The sequence below is a fragment of the Flavobacterium sp. SP2 genome (assembly GCF_057626655.1).
In genome coordinates this window covers 15917-40667 of the sequence record NZ_JBVHBT010000007.1, presented here as the reverse complement: position 1 = coordinate 40667, position 24751 = coordinate 15917, and the positions used below count along the sequence as shown (strand labels likewise).

Below are 24751 nucleotides of genomic sequence, written 5' to 3'. Positions count from 1 at the left end.
AATGAAAACAATAATCAATACAGAAAAAGCACCTGCTCCAATTGGACCATACAACCAAGCGATTCTAAAAAATGGAGTTTTATATACTTCGGGTCAAATTGCTTTAAATCCTGAAACTATGGAGTTAGTTTTAGACTCTATCGAAATGGAAACCAAGCAAGTTATGGAAAATATGAAAGCTGTTTTAGCAGCCGCTAACATGACTTTCGAAAATGTTGTAAAAACTTCCATATTCATTATGGATATGAACGATTTTGCTAAAATAAATGAAGTCTACGGAAGTTATTTTAACCCAGAAACTGCGCCAGCTAGAGAAACGGTTCAAGTGGCATGTCTTCCAAAAAATGTAAATGTAGAAATTTCAATGGTAGCTGTTTTATAACAACATCCCTTTTACGAATAAAAAAAAGTCTGGAATAACATCCAGACTTTTTTGTTGCTTTGAAATCAAATGATTAATCTAAAACAAAACTTACTACAATATTAGATGTAATTTCCATCTCTCCAACTGCGATTGTTTCTCTTTGAACCGATTCATCTGCCATAGCAGTCATTGCCATTGCTGATTTAAACATCGGTTGTGGAAAATAATTTTGAGAGTTATCTGAAATTACTAAAGCTTTTCCAACTTTCTGTCCTGGTAAAACCGATACATAATCGTCAGCTTTTCGTTTAGCATCTTTCATGGCTATTTTTCTAGCTTCCGACTGATATTGTTCCATTTTAGAAGATTTAAATTCTACATTATCGATTCGGTTTACACCAGCATCAACCAATCCTTCCATCAGTTCATCGTATTTTGCCAAATCTTTTAAATGAATACTAATTGTTTGAACCGCAATATAACTGTGCTTTTTGGTATTGTAATCGTAATTCGGATTCAATGCAACTCGTTGCGTAATAACATCTTCTTTAGGTAACTTCATTTTCTTGATGTATTGGATTACTTTGTCAACTGCAACATCATTGTCTTTCTTTACCTCAACAGCTTTTGTTCCTTTAGTTTCTACCGAAATCGAAATCAATGCTTGATCGGGTGTCACTTTTACTTTTCCTTCTCCTGAAACTGTAATTTGAGGAATCTGCTTTTGTTGATCTTGTGCTTGCGTCATAATTGCAAAAAGTGTGGCTAAAATTAATACTGCTTTTTTCATGTTTTACTTGTTTAGTTTTTTTGATTAATTCAAAAGTTATGCCAATTATAACTTGCCTTGCTTTGCCATAATAAACAAAATAACTATGGGCACTGCTAACAAAATGACACTCAAACCATTGTAGGACATCACAGATGGATATTTCATAATCGTAATAACATAACCACCAATTGCACCACCAAAATGCGCCGTGTGGCCAATATTATCATTCTTAGCTCTCATTCCGTAAATGGAATAAAGTAAATAGGCAATTCCGAATAAATAACCCGGAATAAAACCATAAATCAATATTCTTGGTTCAAGTAATATTGCCGAATACACTATTCCTGTAACCGCACCTGATGCTCCAATTGCACGGTAATTATAATCGTCTTTATGAAATAACAACGTTAGCAAACTTCCAAAAAGCAAACTCGCAAAATAGACTAATAAAAAAGAAAAATTACCAATATATTCGCAAACATAAGGTGCAAAGAAATATAATGTTAACATGTTAAAAGCCAAATGCGGAATATCCGCGTGTAGAAAAGCCGAGGTAAACATACGATACTGCTCGCCCGACCTGATGCTTCCAATATGAAATTCTAGCTTTCTAAAAAACGAAATGTCTTCAAAACCTTTCCAACTTACAAGCCCATTAACAACTATTATTGCTATTAAAAAAATATTCTGATACATGATTTATAATTTTAGGTAAAAATAACAATTGTTTACTTAGGATATGTTAAACGAAAGCCATAAAAAAAGTATAAAGTGTATATTTGCAAAAAAAACATACCCATGCAATTTTTACTTTTTATTGTTATATATCCAATTTTATGGTTAATATCCATTTTACCATTTCGATTGCTTTATCTATTTTCTGATTTTATTTACATCATAATTTATAAGATTTTTGGATACAGAAAAAAAATAGTTCGTGAGAATTTAAAAAAAGGTTTACCTCATCTGTCAGATCAAGAACGTCTTATTGTCGAAAAAAAATCATACCACCATCTGTGCGATATTTTTTTAGAAATGATTAAGACAATGACGATTTCTAAGAAAGAAATGAGTAAACGTTATGTTTTTACAAACTTGGATACCTATTTAGAATTAGAAAAAAAAGGAAAAAGTATTGCCTTGTTATGCGCTCATTATGCAAGTTACGAATGGGCTATATCGATGAATCATCATATTAATTTTGAAGGATTTGGTATTTACAAACAGATTTCTAATAAATATTTCGATAAACTCGTTCGTGATATCCGTTCCAAATTTAAAGCACATTTGATTACCACACGCGAAACCCGCAAAACAATTGAACAAAATAAAAATAACGGAATTTTAGGCGTTTATGGATTTGCGAGTGATCAAATTCCTAGCGGAAAAAATACACTTTACTGGAATAGTTTTTTAGGAATTGAAACGCCTATTCATTACGGCGCAGAAGCCTTGGCAAAACAATTTGACATGAATGTCATTTTCTTGAAAGGAAAAAAAGTTAAGCGCGGATATTATGAAGCAACCTTTGAAGTTCTTTCTGAAAATGTTCGAGTAATCCCTGATTTTCAAATATCAGAACTTTTTATACGAAAAGTTGAACAACAAATTATTGAAGCGCCAGAATACTATTTATGGACGCACAAACGCTGGAAAAATAGAAAAAAATAAAAGGTAACTTCTAAATCGAAAACCAAGTAGCCACAATATTTTTTTCTATGTGGAGTGCTTTTTTATGCACAAATTCATTATTATCCCCATTGTAAAAATATTCGTTCTCCCAAGTTTTATGGTTTTCTGCTAGACTCTTAATGCTTTCGCATACAAATTTTATTTCCTCGGTAGTCGTGGTTGGATGAATAGACATTCTAATCCATCCTGGTTTTTTGAATAAATCACCAGACGTTATTTGGCATACCAAATCATGAGATGTTTCTTGATCTACATGCAACAAGTAATGACCGTATGTACCAGCACAACTGCAACCGCCACGAGTTTGAATACCAAATCGATCGTTTAACATTTTTACCCCCAAATTGAAATGCAAATCGTCTATATAAAAAGAAATTACTCCTAGCCTGTTTTGATGCTCTTTGGCTAAAATTTTAATATTATCAATATTCCCTAATTCTTCAAATACATAGGCTACCAATTCATGCTCACGAGCAAGAATATTATTAACACCCATTTTTTCTTTTAACTGAATTGCTAAAGCTGTTTTTATTACTTGCAAAAACCCAGGAGTTCCGCCATCTTCTCTATCTTCAATATTATCAATGTACTTGTGTTCACCCCAAGGATTGGTCCAAGAAACGGTTCCACCACCAGGACAATCTGGCACAGCGTTTTTATACAAATTTTTATTAAAAACCAAAACTCCCGACGTTCCTGGACCACCAAGAAACTTATGTGGTGAAAAGAAAATTGCATCGAGGTAGCTTTCTTGATCTTCTGGATGCATATTAATTTCAACATATGGACCAGAACAAGCGAAATCTACAAAACACAATCCATTATTTTGATGCATCATTTTGGCTACTTCATGATACGGCGTTTTAATTCCGGTAACGTTAGAACACGAAGTTATAGAAGCAATTTTTAAACTTCTATCTTTGTGTTTGATCAATAATTTTTGTAATTCTTCAAGTGAAAATAGTCCGTTTTCGTCGGCAGGAATTACCTCAACGTCGGCACGCGTTTCCAACCAAGATGTTTGATTAGAATGATGTTCCATGTGAGAAATAAAAACGACTGGTTTCAACTCTTTAGGTAAATTGACAAACTCTTTTAAATTTTCAGGAATTTTTAATCCTAAAATACGTTGAAACTTATTTACCACGCCAGTCATTCCGGTTCCTGTATTTATCAAAACATCATCATTTGTAGCGTTTACATGACGTTTAATAATATGTTTTGCTTCGTGATACGCCATTGTCATAGCTGTTCCAGAAACGGTGGTTTCGGTATGTGTATTGGCAACAAAAGGACCAAATTCATTCATCAATTTTTCTTCAATTGGACGGTACAATCTTCCGCTTGCGGTCCAATCTGTATAAATAATTTTTTGAGTTCCAAAAGGAGTTTCAAATTCTTGATCTATACCAATAATATTGTTACGAAATTGCTGAAAATAAATTTCTAATTCAGTTTTTGTTTCTGTTGCAATCATATCGAATAAGTTTACTGCAAATATACTAATTTTAATACATTACAATTTTAAAATTGGCAAATTATGGTTTCTTAATATCTTTCAAAACCCATTCCAATTCAGGATCTTTTTTAGCAATTTTATCTTTAATTGTTGGGATAATTTCGACATCGGGAAAGATACCACGTCCATTAATTTCGCTTTGATTGATCGTTTTTATATCCATCAAACCCAATCGCAACGGAATTTTAGAATTGGGTAAATCTACAACTGGCATAATTCCGGCAACGGTACCATTAAAGGCACCACCAGTTTCTTCGCCTACAAAAGTCACGTTTGGATTTGATTTCAACGATGCCGATACAATACACGATGCGGAGAAACTTCCTCCATTTATTAAAACATAGATTTTTCCGTTATAATAATTGGATGCATTTTTGGTTTTTCTTGAACCTACGAGCTTGTACTGATACTTTCCAAATTCATTTTTTGTCGTTCTGTAATAGGAAAAACCCATATAAAATGGATAAAAAATAGCGGCAAACGGATATGAAATTTTAGGAATATTTCTAAACAAGCCTAACTTAAATAAACTAGTTTTTGACGTTACAAGCGCGGGTTGAAGCAAAATAAAATCTTTATCGGTTAAATGAGCATACAAATTCACAGCATCGGCAACTCTTCCACCAGGATTGTCGCGTAAATCAATAATTAAATTTTTAACATCATGCTTTTTAATAGAATCAAATATCAAATCATACGCTTTGTAATACTTTCCGTCAGAGAAATTCTTGATTTTTAGGATAGCAACCGAACTGTCTGATTGGATAAACTTTAAGCTTTTACTGTATTCATTAGTCAACTTGCTGTAACCGTATATGCTCTTAAATCGATTCGCTTGTTTTAATTTTTCTTTATCAAATGGTTTCTTTACTGCAACTTTTGCAGAATCGCTTTTAGAAATTGTAGGAATTACTTTTTTTTCTAATTTAGCTCTAGAAATAACTTGTTTTACTAACGAATCTTTAAATCTGAAAACAAAACTCAAACTGTCGTTTATGCCAATTTCATTGGTCATGTAGTTGGTATACCTTTTGGAAAATCCTTTTCTAACGTACGTAGTGTTAAAACCATCCGAAGTAATTGCCTTTCTATATTTTTCATAAACCGATTGTGGCGTTACTCCGTTTACCGAAATGACTTCAGAACCAAGTTGGATACTTTTATTTTTAGATTTATTTTTAACAACATACATTTTGCCATTTTCCCATTCGTATAGGAACTGCGATAATGGACCATCGCCAGTTTTGTTATACCGTTTTGCATCTTCTTTGGAAATTTTATTTTGCACCGGCGACATGGTCATATGCCCTTGGCGAACCGATGCAATAACAGGAGCAATAACAAAGTAAAATTCTTTGCTTGTCATGGGTTTGTCCACGACTTTCCTTATGCTGTCAAATTTAAAATTTAGTTTTTCTTTAGAAATATACCCATAAAGATTTGGATATAATTTTTCTAGTTTTCGTTGAGTATAATCAATGTCTTTTTGAAGTTTTACTACAGAAACGGGTTGAGCTAACTTATAATTGTATTTTTCAACAGAAGTACAATTAGCTAATAATAAAGAGATTACAACTATAAAAGAAATCCTTATAATTTTAATAGACATATCACATTGTTTTGAAAATCAAATATAGAATTAATTGGGTTTTACAGGAATTTGTTATGAAATATTTGGGAGATTAAGTGCTCAATTTACATTTTTAGATTTATAATATACAAAGCATGTACAAGTAAAACAAAATAAAATCCAAAAGATTTTGGGAGTATTAATTCCTCGATAAATTAAATCCATGATAGTAATTAAAATCATAAAGCCACACAGAAATTTCGCATTTCTTAGTAAAATTAAAGTTTCTTTAGTTTGATTTTGCTTTTCCATTTCCCTTTTCTGAAATTCAATTTTACGCCTTTCGTCAATAATAATGTTATTATTTTGGTCTAGTAAATTAAATTTATTTAAAAATATAGCTTCTAATTCTTTGAAGTTCTTTGTTTCAAAATCTGAGATATAAAAAGTTTTATTCATTACTCTAATTTTCAAAATTTGGTAGGTAATTCCTCGTGCGAAATAATTCTCAAAACCAAAACCTTTAACTTCCGAAAATTTGTAAATCATTTTTTTGAAGATGAAAGGTCTTTGCACAATAAGAATTTCATCTCTTAAGTTCAATTCAATTACACTTCCAAACTTATAAATTGAACCTAGTAACAAGAAAAAAAACACAAAAGTTACCATTGCAATCATGATACTTTTATCAGTAATTGTAACAGAATCTCTTAACAATAAAATTGAAATGCAACCAAATATTAGTGTAGTTAGTACATATAATAAAGTAGTGCTTTTTCGTAGTTTAGATTTCATAGAATAGCAATAACTAATAGATATCAAAAAACCAATAAATTATTTGATAAGATAAAATGACAAGTTACATTCTCCAAATATAAATAAATCTCAACTCATTCCACAAAAAAACCTTCCAAAATCACTCTTGAAAGGTTTTTATATTTGTAAAGAATCTGAAATAAATTCAGATTAAATCCCAGCAACCACTTTAATCTCGCCAATAATTCTCTCAGCTAATTCGTCTGCTAAATCTTGCGTAGCAGCTTCGGTATAAATTCTAATAATTGGTTCGGTATTCGATTTTCTTAGATGTACCCAGTTTTCGGCGAAGTCAATTTTTACACCATCAATTGTGGTGATATCCTCGTTTTTATACTTTTCAGTCATGGCAACTAAAATCGCATCAACATCAATTTGTGGCGTCAATTCAATTTTGTTTTTACTCATGTAATATTGCGGATAACTTGCTCTTAGTTCGGCAACCGTTTTCGTTTGATTTGCCAAATACGTCAAGAATAAAGCCACACCAACAATACTATCACGACCATAATGCGATTCTGGATAAATGATTCCGCCGTTTCCTTCGCCACCGATTATGGCGTTGGTAGCTTTCATCAATTCTACGACATTAACTTCTCCAACGGCACTTGCTTGATAACTTCCATTATGTTTGTTAGTAATGTCGCGCAAAGCACGAGACGAACTCATGTTAGAAACAGTATTTCCTGGAGTTTTGCTCAATACATAATCGGCAATGGCAACCAAAGTATATTCTTCACCAAACATTTCGCCATCATTAGAAATAAAAGCCAATCTATCAACATCCGGATCGACCACAATTCCGAAATCGGCTTGTTCTTCAACAACCAATTTGCAAATATCACCTAAATGTTCTTTCAAAGGTTCTGGATTATGAGGAAAATGACCGTTTGGTTCGCAGTATAATTTCACGCATTCTACGCCCATTTGTTCTAATAATCTTGGGATGATAATTCCACCAGATGAATTCACAGCATCAACAACAACTTTAAACTTCTTAGTTTTTACTAAATCGGCATTAACTAGTGGTAAATCTAAAACTTCGTCAATATGAATGTCCATGTACGAATCGTTCACAATAACTTCTCCCAACGAATCTACATCAACAAAATCAAAAGCTTCACTTTCAGCAATTTCTAAAATCAATTCGCCTTCTTTTCCGCTGAGAAACTCACCTTTTGCATTCAATAATTTCAAAGCATTCCATTGTTTCGGATTGTGTGATGCAGTCAGAATAATTCCACCGTCAGCATTTTCCATCGGAACCGCTATTTCTACTGTTGGCGTTGTAGAAAGCCCTAAATCAATCACATCAATTCCTAATCCAAGTAACGTATTCATCACCAAATTATGAATCATTGGTCCAGAAATTCTAGCATCTCTTCCGATTACCACCTTTAATTTTTGACCTTCGACTTTGGACTTTGAACTTTGAACTTTTAAAAATGTTCCATAAGCTGAAGCAAATTTTACAGCGTCAACTGGAGTAAGATTATCGCCTACTTTTCCGCCAATGGTTCCACGAATTCCTGATATTGATTTTATTAGAGTCATTTTTTTTTGTTTAAATGTTTATGAGTTTAAAAGTTTAAGAGTTAACCCATCTGAACTACAAATATAAAAAGTTATGATTTGGATTTCAATAAAACACGTAAAGATTTAATATATTTACGAAACATATACTGTTGCGAATTGTCATTCTCACTAATAAGACAGATTCAAAACCTTTTAAACATTTAAACCTTAAACTTTTAAACTAAAAATTTGAATTTTCTAGCCCACATTTATCTTTCTGGAAACAACGACATGCTTAAGATTGGTAATTTTATGGCCGATAGTATTCGTGGACACCACTATTTGGATTATCCAGATGAAATTAGAAAAGGCATTCTATTGCATCGTTACATTGACACTTTTACTGATGCGCATCCGATTTATAGAAAAAGTAAACACCGCTTGCACGAAAAATATGGTCACTATTCAGGCGTAATTATGGACATTGTTTACGATCATTTTTTAGCTAAAAATTGGTCTAAATATTCTAATGAAAAACTCGAGAATTATGCTGACAATTTTTACAAATTACTTCAAGATAATTATGAAATTCTGACGGAGAAAATTCAAAAAATGATGCCGTACATGATTGCTAGAAATTGGCTCGTTAGTTATGCCAATTTAGACGGTTTAGAAATGATTTTATTTCAGATGGATTACCGAACTAAACATCGCGTTCATATGCAAGAAGCGATTGTTGAAGTGAAGCAATTTTACACAGAATTTGAAGAGGAATTTACATTATTCTTTGAGGAATTACAGCAACATTGTAAGGAGAAAAAATATGAATTATAATGCGTTATTATATCTTAACCACATAGAAACATAGGTTAAGTTTGTGCAAAAAGAGTTTATTAGAAATTTCATTTTTTCTCATAGGTAATTAATAAAATTGAATAAATAAATCTATATTTCTACGTATTAAAAATTGAAACATTAATAAATTTTATAAAGAGAAAAATCGACCGATAAAAAATAATTAAACGCCAAAAAGTATGATAACACAAAAATATTTAGATGAGTTAACCTACGAAATTATCGGTTCAGCAATTGAAGTTCATAAAGTTATAGGAAGAGGATTATTAGAAAGTGTATATCATCAATGTTTAAAAGAAGAACTGAATTTGAGAAAAATAAATTTCAAATCCGAAATGAAAGTTCCTTTAATTTATAAGGAAAAAGAGTTGGAAGCTAATTTTAGATGTGATTTACTAGTTGAAAATGCAATTATTATAGAATTGAAATCTGTAACAGAAATGCATCCATTTTTTGATGCACAACTATTAAATTATATGAAACTTCTTAAGGTACCAAAAGGAATATTAATAAATTTCAATTGTTTCAATATTTTTAAAGATGGACAAAAAACTTTGATTAATGAATACTACGCAAAACTTCCTAAAGGATAATTCTAATTTCTATAAATTCTTAAAAAGAGTACAGCGACTAATAAATAAGTATTAAACAAATCTATGTTTCTATGTGGTTAAAAAGATCAACAATATTACTTTTCATTCTTTCATCAATTTTCTGCCAAGCGCAAACGGGTTTAATAACATCCAAAGCTATGGTAGTTTCGGCTCGTGAAGAAGCCTCTCAAATTGGAGTTGAAATCATGAAAAAAGGTGGTAATGCCTTTGATGCGATGGTTGCAACCGAATTAGCGTTGGCAGTTTCTTATCCTTATGCGGGAAATATTGGCGGTGGCGGATTTATGGTCTACCGCTTGCATAATGGCGAAACAGGCGCATTAGATTATCGCGAAAAAGCACCAATGAAAGCTACAAAAGACATGTACTTGGACGCAAATGGAAACGTAATTCCAAATTTAAGTACCGATGGCGCATTAGCTGTTGGTGTTCCCGGAACCATTGCAGGAATATTTGCTGTACATGAAAAATTCGGAAAACTATCCATTCAAGAAATTATGAAACCTGTAATTGCTCTGGCTAAAAAAGGTGTGGTGATTACGTCCAAACAAGCCAATCAACTCTATGCCTACCAAGATGATATTGTAAAAGTTAGCGGCAAAAAAACTATATATAGTAAAAAGTACAAAGTTGGTGATACCATAAAATACATTGGCTTGGCACAAACGTTAACCAAAATAATGGAAAACGGAAAAGATGAATTTTACAAAGGAGAAACCGCAAAAAAAATCGTTGCTTTCTTAAGATTAAAAGGTGGAATAATAACGTTGGAAGATTTAGAAAAGTACGAAGCCAAATGGCGTACGCCAATTTCTTTTAAATACAAAGACCTTAAAATTACTTCAATGTCGCCACCATCAAGCGGCGGAATTACCTTGAATCAAATTATGACCATGATTTCAGGCTATGATGTTTCGAAATATAAACTGAACTCGGAGCAATACATTCAGTTATTGATTGAAGCCGAAAGACGAGCTTATGCCGATAGAAATTATTTTCTAGGTGATCCTGATTTTGTGAAAATTCCACAAAAACAATTGCTATCTAAGAGCTATTTAAAAAATAGAATGAAAAGTTTCAATTGGGACAAAGCAACAAAATCAGCAGAAGTTAGTCATGGCGAGATTTCGATTTCAGAAAGCAACGAAACAACGCACTACTCTATCGTTGATGCTGATGGAAACGCTGTTTCAGTAACCACAACATTAAACGGTGCTTATGGTTCGAAGTTGTATTCGTCAGAGCTGGGTTTCTTTTTTAATAATCAAATGGACGATTTTAGTTCAAAACCAGGCATTCCAAATTCCTACGGATTAGTTGGTGCAGAAGCCAATAGTATTGTTCCTCAAAAACGAATGCTGAGTTCAATGACACCAACCATTGTAGAAAAAAATGGTAAGCTTTTTATGGTTTTAGGCACGCCTGGCGGATCAACGATTATTACCTCAGTTTTGCAAACAATTTTAAATGTTACAGAATTTAAAATGGGAATGCAAGAAGCTGTAAATGCACCACGATTTCATCATCAATGGTTGCCAGATGAAATAATGATGGAACCTAATAAATTTTCAAAATCAGTGATAGAAAACCTAACAAAAAAAGGATATATTATTAACGAAAATTCCTCACCAATTATAGGAAAAGTTGATGCAATTCTAGTATTGCCTAATAAAAAACTGGAAGCTGGTGCCGATGCTCGCGGTGATGATAAAGCAGTTGGATTTTAAAATGAAACTATGAAATTTATCGAAAATTTAGAATACGTTTTACTCCAAAAGGCCAATCGAGAAGTAGCCATTCCGATGGAGAAATATATGAAAAATAACTTTTCCTTTTTAGGAATAAAAACCGAAGAAAGAAGAACTAATTTTAAAGAAAATTACGAGAAACACAAATCGGAAATCAAAGAAAATTTCAGAACGATTGCTTGGGAATTATTTAACAAAGAAGACAGAGAATTTCATCAATGCGCAATAGATTTATTGGTTAAAGAATTCAAGAAAAACTATGTTTTAGAGGATATTAAATTAATTGAAAAATTAATTATAACAAACTCTTGGTGGGATTCGGTTGATGTTGTTGCTAAATATTTGCTTGGTGGCTATTTGCAGCAATTTCCTAATGAAACTGATGAAGTTATCGAACGATTTTCCAATTCAAATAATATGTGGTTGAACCGAAGTGCCATTCTATTTCAATTGAGTTATAAAGAAAAAACCAATTTCGATTTACTAAAATCAGAATGTGAAAAACATAAAGAATCGAAGGAATTTTTTATTCAAAAAGCAATTGGTTGGGCTTTGCGAGATTTCAGTCGTTTTAATCCAAGTGGTGTTTCAGAATATGTAAATTCAACCAATTTAAAGCCTTTAAGTCAACGTGAAGCATTGAGAAATATTAAATAACGTTTTTTTAAACAATCTTCTTTTACACGAATTGCACTAATTTACACAAATTGAAAATGGAAAATTACACTAAAAGCGTCTGATAAATCACATAATGATTCGTGAAATATTTAAAGTAAAATTAAAATTCGTGTCAATTAGTGTAATTCGTGTCAAATCTTCTAAAAACGCATAGGTCAAAATCTAATTGAACAATTACATTTCGCCTAAAAGCGTAGAAAAAACAACTTTAGTTTCTTCACCAAACCTTTTTGGAGTTTCAAAAAAATATACTTTTTGAACAATTTTGGTTTTCGTAACAATTCCTGATTTCGTTCTTGAAACAGTATATCCGGTTTTCCAACTTTGATATTCAACAGAATCATAGTTGCTTTCCTCTGAAACTGAGAATAAAATCGGTTCCGAAATTAAAAGCTTCTGAATAAATTGTTGTAATGGAATTTTATCAAAAGAATCCGAAGTTAAATCAATCACTATTGTGTTGGGATTTTGAAACAATAAATTGATGTTTTTGACTACTTCTTTCTTCAAATCATCATTCAATTTAGCATCAGTTAGCAACTGAAAATAGGAAAACAAATCTTCTACTTTAGTTTTAGAATTTTCTTGATAAGCATTCAAAACTTTGGCAGAAAATCTTTTATTTAAAGAAATTGTTGTAGCAACTTTTTTTTCTGAGACACTTTCTTTCATAGCCTCTTGAGCATTAACAAAAAAGCTGCATAAAAAAATAACGATAAATAAAAATTTCTTATTCATTCTATTCTTGTTTAATTCTAATGAACTGAATTTTGTCATTAGCATCATTTTTAATTTCAACAATCTTCATCTTTTTTAACGAAGCTGTTGGTACAATCAACTTTTGTGAAAATTCGGTTTTATTGAAATACTCGGCTCCCAAATCGTCTTTCAACATCACAATTACTTCCAAATTATCCGATAATATTTTATCCAATTGCTCTTTCCTAGTTTGCCAATCTTTAATATCTGATAACATAAATGCTTTGAGCATCATGGCATAATCATCGGGTTTTAAAGACACGACTTTATTTGGACCGCTAAAAGGTTCGCCCATTACCAAATTAACTGTTTTGGGCTCATAAAACGGACTTTGAATCACCAATTTGGATTTCTCATTACCATTATTAGAAACTTGAACTTTACCTTCTTTTATTTCTAATTCTTGTTTGACCGAATCTTTTACTTCAAAAACTTTAACTTCTTCGGCATTGACTTTTTCATTTGTGTATTCGTTATTTAGCTGAATTGTTTTAGGTTTTGACTCTTCATTTCTAAAAAAAAATACAATAGCAATTACAATAGCAAAAATCAATATCAAAAGTGATAACCAAAGTCTATTTTTTGATTTAATTGGTTTATTTGATGCTAAAGATTCAACAATTTTTTCTTCAAATGTAAACTCATCCCAACCTGAAAAACCAACAAATTCCGATAGAATATTCAACATATCCTTTCGTGGAATCTTGCTGTTGTTTTCGGGTTTTAAATGCGTGTAAACCCATTTTTCACTAATCGTTTGCTTACACTTTTCTTCAATTAAACCAATCAAGTTTTGAATATCCTGCGAACTAAAGGTCTTCCAAGTTCCTTGAAAAAAAGGATGATGCTCTTGATATTTCAAAAGCACTTTTTGTTTCAATTCCTGAAATTTTTCAAGTTCTGTCATTCTAATTATTCGATTCAAAAGTAAAGTAATAGTTGGATATTTCTACTGAAAACCAACTGTAAAAGTGCTGTAAATGTAACTAAAAAACTTTACAGTTAGTTGAAAGTCGTTTTACCAAACCAACTTTGAATATCGAGAGTATCATTGCATCATTAATTTTAAAAACTTTAAAACATGAAGACAAATTTGGTTACAACAATCGCACTTACAATTGCATTCAACTTTGCTAATGCGCAAGACATGGGAAATGCTCAATACGAAAAAAAAGGAAACGCTGATTATGGAAATGGCGCTTACGGAAATGGTGGTTATACTATTAACAGAGTAAACACGATTCAAACCACATCGAGCAGTCAAGACGAAATGGTTTTGACGATTAAAGGAATTTATAACGAACGTGCTACTGCTCAAATTGCAACATTTGCGGTACTTCAATTGGGAAAAACTGCCGAAGAAGCTACCAACTTAATTGACGAACGAATTGGAAACGTCATGAAAGAATTAGCGCTTTACAATAAAGAAATTGTGGTAGAAACCGATATGATTTCGTTTGTGCCAACTTATGATTATGCTGTTGAAAAAAAGATTTTCAATCCAAAAACGTATAACGAAAAACCATCCGGATTTGAATTGAAAAAGAACATCTTAATCAAATTTAGAAATAACAATGACTTTGATAAAATTCTATCTATTTGTGGCAAAAACGAAATTTATGATATAGCAAAAGTCGATTATGTTACCACTAATTTTGACCAAGTTAGAAGTGCAATGCAAAAGAAAGCCTTGGAAGTTTTTAGAGACCAAATGGCGAATTATTCACTAATTATGAATACCGATTTGAACAAAAAGGAAAAAATACTTCAAGAAGGTTTTAATGTTAATTATCCGATGGAAAGCTACAGAAGTTATCAAGCTTATTCGCAAGCCAATGCTAATTTTGATCCCAAAAGCGAAGTCAATGTAATCAAGAAAAACACCACACAATATTACAATCAAGCTTTGGTAAAAGATCACAATTTTGTCATGAATCCAGATATTACTGAACCTACCATTCAAGCATTTTATGATATCACAATTAGAATCAAACTTAAAGAAGACCAATTACCAAAAAACACTATTATCAGAAACAATAGATACTATATCATTACAGCTGCTGGAGATATCAAATTGTTGAATTTATAATTTCTAATATGAAAAAGATATTAATTTGTTTATTTGTTTTGGTTTCCAATTTAGTCAACGCACAACATTGTCCGTATGATGGCTCGTCAATAATTTTTGCAAAAATTCACACAAGAGAAAATGAAAACACAGTTCCAAATTTGAAAGTTAGTTTAGTCAAAAAAGACAAAAAAGGTAAAATCAAGAAAGAATTTATTTTAACGCAGTCAAATAATTTTCCGTTTTTAACTGATGAATATAGCTTAATTGTAGGAAACACTTTTGACATTGAAAATTATTATTTAAAAATTGAAAGTGTTTGTGAATTTAACAATGGTGAATGGACAAAATATTATTTGACAGAAATACAACTCTTCGAAAATGACATTAATGGTTTATGTAATCATCTTGATGCAAGTGCAAAAAACTGTAAATATATCGATGGAAGAGTTTATAAACCAATTGAAATAATTCTCAGAAAAACAAAATGTGAGTAAACAACAATATCCGATGAAGAAATATCCTTCATCGGATTTTTTTATGTGAAATTTTAAAACACTACTTTTGCAATTACTTTTTTATAAAATTAAAATGCCTAATCGTAGATCGGTTTCACTACAGCTTTTATTGAGACAACTCGCTCGAAAATTTGAAGCGGTTATTTTCCTTTGCAAACAGCTATTGTCTGAACGGAATTTCATTTATTTGGCTTGTGTTTTGGTCGGAATTTCTTGTGCTTTGGCAGTAATTGTTTTAAAAAGTTTTGCCCACAATGTATTTGTTTTTGCCAATTATGTAAATGGATTTTTAAAATTTCCGTTCTTTTCTATTCTGCTACCAATTATCGGAATTGTATTAACCGTTTTTGTAATTCGAAGAGTTTTAAACGGTGAATTGGAAAAAGGCAGTTCTAAAATATTGTATGCTGTTGCAAAAAAAGGCGGAATTATTCCTAAAAAACAAATGTACGCGCAAATTATCACCAGTTCGTTAACCGTTGGTCTTGGTGGTTCTGCAGGTTTGGAAAGTCCAATCGTAATTACTGGTGCAGCATTTGGATCTAACTTTGCTCAAAAATATAAATTATCACAAAAAGATAGAATATTACTTCTCGCCTGTGGAGTTGCAGCCGGAATTGGCGCTGCATTTAACGCGCCTATTGCAGGTGTACTTTTTGCTGTCGAAGTTATTCTTACCGATGTATCGATTTCTGCATTTATACCAATTATAATTTCAGGTGCAACTGGTGCTTTGGTTTCTAAGGTAATTTTGAGTCAAGATGTAATTCTAAGTTTCAAAAATGTTAAAGAATTTGATTATCACAATACACCCTATTATATTTTACTTGGAATTTTAGCTGGATTAGTTTCAGTTTATCATGCTAGAAATTTCAGAAAAGTAGAACATTTTTTTGGCAAATTACAAACTGGAGTTTATAAAAAAGCACTTTTTGGTGCAAGTATTTTAGCAATCCTTATTTTTATTTTTCCCTCGCTTTTCGGCGAAGGTTATGAAAGTATCAAAACATTATCTACCACAAATCCTGAAAATTTATTAAACAATACTTTTCTTGAAGGATACAAAAGCAAACAGTGGATTCTATTGATTTTTGTCGGAATTATTGTATTGCTAAAATCTTTCGCAACAGGCTTAACGCTGGGTTCAGGAGGAAATGGAGGAAACTTTGCTCCTTCTCTATTTGTTGGTTCGTACTTGGGCTTTTTCGTTGCAAAATTTATGGATATCACCAACATCAATTCACATCTTCCGGTAACAAACTTTGCCATAGTTGGAATGGCTGGAATTTTATCTGGACTGTTTCATGCACCATTAACAGCAATATTTCTTATCGGAGAAATTACTGGCGGTTACGATTTAATGGTTCCGTTAATGATGGTTTCCTCAATAAGTTATGCCGTTTCAAAGCAATTTGAAAAACATTCCATGGATGTAAAAGCACTAGCCGATAAAGGAGAAGTTTTTACCAGTGATAAAGACAAAAATATTCTGCAAAGCATTGATTTTCTGAAGCTTGTTAAAACAGATGTTATCTCAATTTCATTAGACAAATCACTTCAAAATTTAGTCGAACATTTATCCACTTCGCAACAACAATTAATTCCGGTTTTAGACGATAAAAGTAGACTTCTTGGCGTAGTTGATTTTGAACAAATTCGACCAATAATCTTCAATCCCTATCGCATAAAATTTACCATGATAAAGGAAGTGTTATCACAACCCAAAGAAACTATTCTTCACGATGACGGAATGGAAACCATCATGGATAAATTTGAAAAAACCGACGAAACACTACTTCCAGTTATCAAAAACGGAAAATTTTTTGGCTTAATTTCTAAAGTTGAAATCCTGGAAGCTTATCGAGAAAAATTAAAAGAAATGGTTATTGAATAATATTTTGATATTCAAATAAAATAGTTATTTTTAGAATCTAAATAAGTAACTATGAAATCATTATTGTCAATTCTATTGTTTGTGTTTTCAATTTCAATCAGTTTTTCTCAAGAAACTACCACAGTTGAGAAAGAAATTAAATTCGATAAAAAACAATTTTTAAAAGAATTATCTGAAAATGCCTGTAAATGCATCGACTCAATTTCTACCTATGACAAAATTGTAGATTCCATATCTTCAGAAATTCACAGGTGTATTGATAAACAAGTTGGAGCTTATCAAATGGGAACTAAATTAGCTTCAATAGGAAATTTAGAAGAAGTTAAAGAAGGAGACGATGGAAAAAAATCGATAAATATTTCAATCAATGTAAATTCAAATTCCAAAGAATACAAAGAGTATTATTACGAAATAGAGCGTTACCTAACTTCAAATTGTGCAGCAATAAAAGATAAGATGGCTGTAAATGATAAAGTCAATTCCAAGTCAGTTTCAAGAAATCCAGAAGCCTTAAAATATTATAGCTTGGGATTAGAAGAATCTAAAAAAGAAAATTTCGAGAAATCAATTGAATATTATAAAAAAGCGCTTGTATTTGATCAAGATTTTGCATTTGCTTATGATAACATGGGAATTTGTTACAGAAGGCTAAATAAATATGATGAAGCCATTGACGCTTATGAAAAGTCATTAAAAATAGATCCTAGCGGAACGATGCCGTTACAGAATATTGCCATTGCATATTTGTATAAAAAAGAATATAAAAAAGCGGTTAAATCATATGAAAAGCTAGCAAAATTAGACCCCAAAAATCCAGAAGTTTTTTATGGCATTGGTAATATTTATGTTCAATATTTAAACGAATACGAAAAAGGATTAGAAAATTTATGTCAGGCATATATTATCTATATCGAACAGAAATCTCCTTACAGAACAGATGCCGAAAAACTTATAAACATTGCTTATAGCGAACTGAAAAAGCAAGGCAAAGAAAAAATCTTCAATGAAATTTTAGAAAAATATAAAATATCACAAAACTAAAAATAAAACCCTTTCACTTTGAAAGGGTTTTATTTTTTACTTCGTCTTCTCACCAACAAAATAATCACTGGTGCTTTTAAACAATACGTTAAAAGTCGTCAAACTACCATAACATCTTGTAATATATTGTTGTAATTCTACTTTTTCAGCATTATCTAAGTTACTTGAATTAATTTTTTGCTCCATAACACGAAGTCGATCTCTAACCATGATAATTTTATTGAAAAAGGTATCGATTGGAACTTCCTTATTTTGTGTAGGTGTTCCTGGTTCCATGATCAATTTTCCACCTTTCCATTTGTCAGCTATAGGAATAACTTGCGAAACATCACTCCATTTTTGTAGAATATTTTTCAACGTTTTCTCTACTTCATAAAAACTTACTGAATCAACTTCGTCTTCAACTGCTTCGATTATTTCAAACTCGCTGTCAACATCAATAGTTTCTAATCCGCTTTCAATAAATGTTACCCAATAATGCTTAGAAGTGACATTGGTAACAACTCCTGATCCAAATTCTGAATGTTTAATTCTAGAACCAATTCCTAATATATTCATTTTACTTTTTTTTAAAGTTCAAATATAAAATGTTTAATTGACTTTTTAAATAGAATTAATTTTTACTATTTCTACCTTTAAGTTCCACAACTTAAGTTGGCAAAATTGAAATAAGTCAAAAAAAAATCAATAAAATTATCTCTAATTTTTTTTGTAGATTTACTGCAAGATACTTTCAATGCAGCTAAAAGTATAAAAATTTTAAAATGAAAATTATGAAAAGTAGATTGGTTTTATATTTAATGATGTTAATGGTAAATTTATTAAATGGGCAATCATACGTTCTTGATACTAATTATGGTACTCAAGGATATAAATTTAATGATAATTATTTATTAAATCCTAAAGGTTTATTAAAGTTAAATCAATCCTATTTTTATTATTCTTCTAATGAAATTTCTAAAACAAATTATAATGGAAATTTAGATTCATCATTTGGAGTAAATAGTAAATTATCATTTGGTAACTCAACTGAAAATTATACAATCAATGGTGGAAAAATAATTAATAATTCTATTTACTTATTTGGCAAAATTGTAAATACAATTGCTAATTCTGAAGATGGATTCATTCTGAAAATCTCAGAAAATGGAATTTATGATCCTACTTTTGGTTTAAATGGAATTAGCAAAGTGAATTTAGGTGATAACGAAAATATTTTTGATTTTTGTATCGATAATTCAGGTAAATTATTTTGTGCGGCAACCAAAACAAATAGTAGCTCATCTAAAGTAGTCACATTCAAACTCCTTTCAAATGGTGCAATTGATACTGGTTTTGGAACAAATTCTATTAAAGAATATATCTTCAATCCATCAGCCTTATTAAATCCCGATATTTATAAAATAATAAAATTAAGTGATGGTTATCTTTTAATTGGTAAAACAATGCATACTGAATTATCAGGTTCTAATACTTTTTACAATTCTAATTTAGTTATAGCAAAAGTTAATGAAAATGGAGATTATGTTACTACTTTTGGAACTGCTGGAATAAAATTAATTCATCTTTCAACAAGTCTTACCTTATATTCTGTTAATGATGCTCAATTAGTGAATTCTATGTTATATTTAAATATTTTAGAATCATCTTCATTTACTTCTCAGTTTAGATATTTAAAAAAAATTAATATAACTAATTTCCAAACGGTTTTCAATATTCCTATTTACTTCGAATCCAATTTTAAATTAGATGCCAACGAAAACATTTATGTAGTTGGGAGCGATAGATGTAATTCGCAACCATGCATCAGAGATTTTATGTTGAAAAAATTTAATTCCTCTGGAACTGTGGACACAAGTTTTGCTCAGAACGGAGTTTACACCTACAGTTTTCCTGGACTCTTGGCCAGAGATTATCAATCTTCCGTTGTAAATTTAGAAGAAGATGGCAAAATAGTTATTGGAGGATATGTTTATAGAGACTATTTAGATACAAATAATGTTTATATATCTCCAAAATATGGCCTTGGATCCATAAGAATTGGACAAGGAACGTTAACTAACGATTCATTTAATTTAGAGGAAGACATAACTGTTTTTCCAAATCCAGTTACAGATATTTTAAATTTAATTTGTAAAGATGAAATTAAAGAAATAAAAATATTTGATTTACAAAATAAAGTAATTTCAATTAAAAATAAAGTAATTACTAATTCTATAGATTTGAGCGAATTACAAGCTGGATTATATGTTGTAGAAATAAGAACGGACAACACTACTACATTTAAAAAATTCATAAAAAAGTAGTTTGAAATTATCAGGTCGAAGAGTTAGAATAGTATTTAAAATTTAACGTCTCAAAAATCAGAATCCAAAAAAAAACTATTATTTACAAGAAATAATAGCCTTTAAAAATGGTTTAAGGTTTTACTTGCAATGTTACATATTACCGTAAAAAAATACTCTTTACATACAATTGTACACGAATTGACCTTTCAAAAAATAGAGAAACCGCAAACATCTTTTGAAAAAAACTAAAACAAATTTTAGTCTAAAATCTTTAACAAATTCTTCTAATCTGACTAACTGAATTTCGAGTGTAAAATTGTACTTTTGCGTTTGGCATATTTCTTTCAAATAAAACAGCCGTGCTTTCACATTATACAACAAATTAAATGTTAGAAAACGATAATACGATTGAAGTTATTGGCGCTCGCGTTCATAATCTTAAAAATATAGACATTTCCATTCCGAGAGAAAAACTGGTCGTCATTACTGGACTTTCTGGCTCAGGAAAATCTTCTTTGGCTTTCGATACGATTTATGCCGAAGGTCAGCGTCGTTATATTGAAACTTTTTCGGCCTATGCACGTCAGTTTCTTGGCGGACTAGAACGTCCTGATGTTGATAAAATTGACGGACTTTCTCCAGTAATTGCTATCGAACAAAAAACAACAAGCAAATCGCCACGTTCTACCGTTGGAACCATTACTGAAATTTATGATTTCCTGCGTTTACTTTATGCTCGTGCCGCTGACGCTTACAGTTACAACACTGGCGAAAAAATGGTTTCGTATTCTGACGATCAGATAAAAGACTTGATTAAAGAGAATTTTACTGGCAAACGAATCAATGTTTTAGCGCCAATTATTCGTGCTAGAAAAGGTCATTATGCTGAATTATTCCAACAAATTGCCAAACAAGGTTTTGTAAAAGTGCGTGTAAATGGAAAAATTACCGACATCACAACCGGAATGAAATTGGATCGTTACAAAACACACGATATCGAAATTGTAATTGACAGATTACAGGTTGAAGACGACGAAGATACTGATAAAAGATTATCCGAAAGCATCAAAACAGCAATGTATCACGGTGAAAATGTGATGATGGTTATTGAGCATGAAAGCGATGACGTTCGGTTTTTCAGTAGAACTTTGATGTGTCCAACAACTGGAATTTCTTATCAAAATCCTGAACCCAATTTGTTCTCGTTCAATTCGCCAAAAGGTGCATGCGAACATTGTAATGGTCTGGGAATTGTAAACGAAATCAACAGAAAAAAAATTATTCCAAATCCCAAATTGTCCATCAATAAAGGTGGATTTGCTCCTCTTGGCGAATATAAATCGTCGTGGATGTTCAAGCAATTGGAAATTATTGGAGAAAAATACGGTTTCAAATTGACGGATTCCATCGAATCAATTTCGGATGAAGCCATGGAAATGATTTTGAACGGTGGAAACGAAAAATTTTCGGTAGTTTCAAAAACTGCTGGCGTTACTAAAGAATATAAAATTGAATTTGAAGGTATTTCAAAATTCATCAAAAATCAATTTGACGAAAGTGGCTCCAATTCTATAAAACGTTGGGCAAAAGAATTTATGGACGAAATTCTATGTCCGGTTTGTCATGGATCACGATTGAAAAAAGAATCACTTTTCTTTAAAATTGACAATCAAAATATTGCTGAATTATCGGCTATGGATATTTCAGAATTGACGGTTTGGTTCCAAGCATTACCATCGAAATTATCTGACAAACAAACTACAATTGCAACAGAAATTTTAAAAGAAATCAATGATCGATTAAAATTTCTAATGGATGTTGGGCTAAGCTATTTGTCATTGAATCGAAGTTCTAAATCACTTTCTGGCGGTGAAGCGCAGCGCATTCGTTTGGCAACACAAATCGGTTCACAATTAGTTGGTGTTCTTTACATTTTAGACGAACCAAGTATCGGATTGCATCAGCGTGACAACGAACGATTAATTAATTCCTTGAAAAATCTTCGAGATATTGGAAATTCCGTTTTGGTTGTAGAACATGACAAAGACATGATTGAAGAAGCCGATTATGTTATTGATATTGGACCGAAAGCTGGGAAATATGGTGGAAATATCATCAGTAAAGGAACGCCAAAAGAGTTGTTGAAAGAAAACACAATTACGGCTCAATATATGAACGGCACGATGAAATTTGACATTCCAAAAAAACGTCGCGAAGGCAATGGAAAATCGATAAAATTATCTGGTGCAAGTGGTAATAATCTTAAAAATGTTTCGGTTGAATTTCCATTAGGAAAACTAATATGTGTAACTGGCGTCTCTGGAAGCGGAAAATCAACGTTGATTAACGAAACGCTCTACCCTATTTTGAACGCACACATTTACAACGGCGTAAAAAAACCACAACCTTACAAAAAAATTGAAGGTTTGGAACATATAGACAAAGTAATTGACATTGATCAAAGTCCGATTGGACGAACTCCACGTTCTAATCCAGCAACGTACACTGATATTTTTAGCGAAGTCAGAAACCTGTTCACCATGACACCAGAAGCGATGATTCGTGGTTACAAAGCTGGGCGTTTTAGTTTTAATGTGAAAGGCGGACGATGCGAAACTTGCGAAGGTTCTGGAGTTAGAACAATAGAAATGAGTTTCTTACCTGATGTTTATGTAGAATGTGAAACGTGTCTTGGAAAGCGTTTTAACCGTGAAACTTTGGAAATTCGATTCAAAGGAAAATCAATTTCAGATATTTTAAATATGACGATTGATGAAGCGGTTCCGTTTTTTGAAAACATTCCTAAAATTCAGCGAAAAGTACAGACTTTACAAGATGTTGGATTGGGCTACATCACGCTTGGTCAACAAAGTACAACACTTTCTGGTGGTGAAGCGCAACGTATAAAATTATCGGCAGAATTGTCTAAAAAAGATACTGGAAACACGTTTTACATCATGGATGAACCTACAACTGGTTTGCATTTTGAAGACATTCGGGTTTTGATGGACGTAATAAATAGATTGGTTGATAAAGGGAATACCGTATTAATAATTGAACACAATCTTGATGTAATTAAACTTTCCGATTACATTATTGACGTTGGTTTGGAAGGCGGAAAAGGTGGTGGAGAAATTATCTGTAAAGGAACTCCTGAGGAAATTGTGAAGAATAAGAAAAGTTATACGGCGCAGTTTTTGAAAAAAGAGTTACTTTAGCACGCTTTTTTTAGCACAGATATAATAAGATTAAGTAAAAAATTATAGAGATAGATTATGAAATTTGAAGAATTTGCAAACGAAGACGATTTAATAAAAGATAAATTACAACAAAAAACTTGGAACGAAATACGAAGTAACGACTCATGGGCGATTTTCAAAATCATGTCAGAGTTCGTAAATGGTTACGAATCAATGGCTAGAATTGGACCTTGCGTTTCTATTTTCGGATCGGCACGAACCAAACCTGATAATAAATATTACTTGTTGGCAGAAAAAATTGCATTCAAAATCAGTAAAGCTGGTTATGGTGTAATTACTGGTGGCGGACCAGGAATTATGGAAGCAGGAAACAAAGGTGCGCACACCGGTGGTGGAACATCAGTCGGTTTGAACATTGAATTGCCGTTTGAACAACATTATAATCCGTACATAGATAAAGATAAAAACTTAAATTTCGATTACTTTTTTGTTCGTAAAGTCATGTTTATCAAATATTCTCAAGGATTTGTAGTAATGCCTGGTGGATTTGGAACTTTAGACGAAATGTTTGAGGCCATTACTTTGATTCAAACTAAAAAAATCGGAAAGTTTCCAATTATATTGGTCGGTACAAGTTATTGGTCTGGTCTTATGGATTGGATTAAAAATGTGATGATTGAAGAAAATAAAAATGCCAATATTGAAGATTTGAATCTTATAAAAATTGTAGATAACGAAGATGAAGTCGTTGAAGCTTTGGATAATTTCTACAAAAAATACAATTTGAGTCCGAACTTTTAATTTGTTTAAACCACAAAAGACACAAAAGAAAATTGATGA

22 protein-coding genes are annotated in these 24751 nt (G+C 31.5%); 13 read left to right on the top strand and 9 right to left on the bottom strand.

Features of this window, described 5'->3' with window-relative positions:
- Window position 1: 1 nt before the first annotated feature.
- Complete coding sequence (locus tag ACZ098_RS13970) at window positions 2–382, top strand: RidA family protein (RefSeq protein ID WP_487312379.1); 381 nt, start codon at window positions 2–4, stop codon at window positions 380–382.
- Window positions 383–455: 73 nt separating this feature from the next.
- Here the strand turns inward: ACZ098_RS13970 and ACZ098_RS13965 are convergent, their stop codons facing one another.
- Entirely contained in the window at window positions 456–1154 is a 699-nt protein-coding gene (locus ACZ098_RS13965) for an SIMPL domain-containing protein (protein ID WP_487312378.1), read from the bottom strand.
- Window positions 1155–1199: 45 nt separating this feature from the next.
- A complete protein-coding gene (locus ACZ098_RS13960; protein ID WP_487312377.1) occupies window positions 1200–1832 on the bottom strand; it encodes a rhomboid family intramembrane serine protease in 633 nt (210 codons plus the stop codon).
- Between the two features lie 102 nt (window positions 1833–1934).
- Between ACZ098_RS13960 and ACZ098_RS13955 the strand changes: the two genes are divergently transcribed.
- Entirely contained in the window at window positions 1935–2807 is an 873-nt protein-coding gene (locus tag ACZ098_RS13955; RefSeq protein ID WP_487312376.1) for a lysophospholipid acyltransferase family protein, read from the top strand.
- A gap of 10 nt (window positions 2808–2817) precedes the next feature.
- Here ACZ098_RS13955 and ACZ098_RS13950 read toward each other — a convergent pair whose 3' ends face one another.
- The 4 genes from ACZ098_RS13950 to glmM all read right to left on the bottom strand — a co-directional run bounded on the left by ACZ098_RS13950 (window position 2818) and on the right by glmM (window position 8287).
- On the bottom strand, window positions 2818–4305 hold the full coding sequence (locus tag ACZ098_RS13950) for an aminotransferase class V-fold PLP-dependent enzyme (RefSeq protein WP_487312375.1): 1488 nt from the start codon (window positions 4303–4305) through the stop codon (window positions 2818–2820).
- A 61-nt stretch (window positions 4306–4366) separates the two neighbouring features.
- Window positions 4367–5956, bottom strand: coding sequence for a S41 family peptidase (locus tag ACZ098_RS13945; RefSeq protein WP_487312374.1), 1590 nt, complete (start codon window positions 5954–5956; stop codon window positions 4367–4369).
- An 81-nt stretch (window positions 5957–6037) separates the two neighbouring features.
- Complete coding sequence (locus ACZ098_RS13940) at window positions 6038–6466, bottom strand: hypothetical protein (protein WP_487312373.1); 429 nt, start codon at window positions 6464–6466, stop codon at window positions 6038–6040.
- Between the two features lie 417 nt (window positions 6467–6883).
- Window positions 6884–8287, bottom strand: coding sequence for a phosphoglucosamine mutase (glmM, locus tag ACZ098_RS13935; RefSeq protein WP_487312372.1), 1404 nt, complete (start codon window positions 8285–8287; stop codon window positions 6884–6886).
- 210 nt (window positions 8288–8497) lie between these two features.
- On the opposite strand from glmM, the gene ACZ098_RS13930 reads away from it, so the two are divergent.
- The 4 genes from ACZ098_RS13930 to ACZ098_RS13915 all read left to right on the top strand — a co-directional run bounded on the left by ACZ098_RS13930 (window position 8498) and on the right by ACZ098_RS13915 (window position 12122).
- On the top strand, window positions 8498–9082 hold the full coding sequence (locus ACZ098_RS13930) for an acyl carrier protein phosphodiesterase (protein WP_487312371.1): 585 nt from the start codon (window positions 8498–8500) through the stop codon (window positions 9080–9082).
- Window positions 9083–9282: 200 nt separating this feature from the next.
- Window positions 9283–9696: a GxxExxY protein gene (locus ACZ098_RS13925; RefSeq protein ID WP_487312370.1), complete on the top strand. Its 414-nt coding sequence runs from the start codon at window positions 9283–9285 to the stop codon at window positions 9694–9696.
- Window positions 9697–9767: 71 nt separating this feature from the next.
- Window positions 9768–11444, top strand: a complete 1677-nt coding sequence (ggt, locus tag ACZ098_RS13920; RefSeq protein ID WP_487312369.1) for a gamma-glutamyltransferase — start codon at window positions 9768–9770, stop codon at window positions 11442–11444.
- Window positions 11445–11453: 9 nt separating this feature from the next.
- A complete protein-coding gene (locus ACZ098_RS13915; RefSeq protein ID WP_487312368.1) occupies window positions 11454–12122 on the top strand; it encodes a DNA alkylation repair protein in 669 nt (222 codons plus the stop codon).
- 195 nt (window positions 12123–12317) lie between these two features.
- On the opposite strand, the gene ACZ098_RS13910 is transcribed toward ACZ098_RS13915, so the two are convergent.
- Together ACZ098_RS13910 and ACZ098_RS13905 are read right to left on the bottom strand one after the other, a co-directional pair.
- Window positions 12318–12881 (bottom strand): hypothetical protein, encoded by a 564-nt coding sequence (locus ACZ098_RS13910; protein ID WP_487312367.1) that lies wholly within the window; start codon window positions 12879–12881, stop codon window positions 12318–12320.
- A 1-nt stretch (window position 12882) separates the two neighbouring features.
- Window positions 12883–13809 (bottom strand): hypothetical protein, encoded by a 927-nt coding sequence (locus ACZ098_RS13905; RefSeq protein WP_487312366.1) that lies wholly within the window; start codon window positions 13807–13809, stop codon window positions 12883–12885.
- 174 nt (window positions 13810–13983) lie between these two features.
- Here ACZ098_RS13905 and ACZ098_RS13900 point away from each other — a divergent pair, with 174 nt between their 5' ends.
- The 4 genes from ACZ098_RS13900 (at window position 13984) to ACZ098_RS13885 (ending at window position 18423) form a co-directional block, all read left to right on the top strand.
- Window positions 13984–14991 carry an SIMPL domain-containing protein gene (locus ACZ098_RS13900; protein WP_487312365.1) on the top strand — a complete coding sequence of 336 codons (1008 nt, stop codon included), beginning with the start codon at window positions 13984–13986 and terminating at the stop codon, window positions 14989–14991.
- An 8-nt stretch (window positions 14992–14999) separates the two neighbouring features.
- Window positions 15000–15467, top strand: coding sequence for a hypothetical protein (locus ACZ098_RS13895; RefSeq protein WP_487312364.1), 468 nt, complete (start codon window positions 15000–15002; stop codon window positions 15465–15467).
- A 94-nt stretch (window positions 15468–15561) separates the two neighbouring features.
- A complete protein-coding gene (locus ACZ098_RS13890; protein WP_487312363.1) occupies window positions 15562–17382 on the top strand; it encodes a chloride channel protein in 1821 nt (606 codons plus the stop codon).
- Window positions 17383–17433: 51 nt separating this feature from the next.
- A complete protein-coding gene (locus ACZ098_RS13885) occupies window positions 17434–18423 on the top strand; it encodes a tetratricopeptide repeat protein (protein WP_487312362.1) in 990 nt (329 codons plus the stop codon).
- Window positions 18424–18459: 36 nt separating this feature from the next.
- On the opposite strand, the gene ACZ098_RS13880 is transcribed toward ACZ098_RS13885, so the two are convergent.
- On the bottom strand, window positions 18460–18981 hold the full coding sequence (locus ACZ098_RS13880) for a hypothetical protein (protein WP_487312361.1): 522 nt from the start codon (window positions 18979–18981) through the stop codon (window positions 18460–18462).
- A gap of 215 nt (window positions 18982–19196) precedes the next feature.
- On the opposite strand from ACZ098_RS13880, the gene ACZ098_RS13875 reads away from it, so the two are divergent.
- The 3 genes from ACZ098_RS13875 (at window position 19197) to ACZ098_RS13865 (ending at window position 24712) form a co-directional block, all read left to right on the top strand.
- Window positions 19197–20729: a T9SS type A sorting domain-containing protein gene (locus ACZ098_RS13875; RefSeq protein ID WP_487312360.1), complete on the top strand. Its 1533-nt coding sequence runs from the start codon at window positions 19197–19199 to the stop codon at window positions 20727–20729.
- Between the two features lie 368 nt (window positions 20730–21097).
- The gene (gene uvrA, locus ACZ098_RS13870; protein WP_487312359.1) at window positions 21098–23929 is read left to right on the top strand and encodes an excinuclease ABC subunit UvrA; all 2832 of its coding nucleotides are present in this window, start codon (window positions 21098–21100) and stop codon (window positions 23927–23929) included.
- A gap of 57 nt (window positions 23930–23986) precedes the next feature.
- Window positions 23987–24712: an LOG family protein gene (locus ACZ098_RS13865; RefSeq protein ID WP_487312358.1), complete on the top strand. Its 726-nt coding sequence runs from the start codon at window positions 23987–23989 to the stop codon at window positions 24710–24712.
- The last annotated feature ends 39 nt before the right edge of the window (window positions 24713–24751 follow it).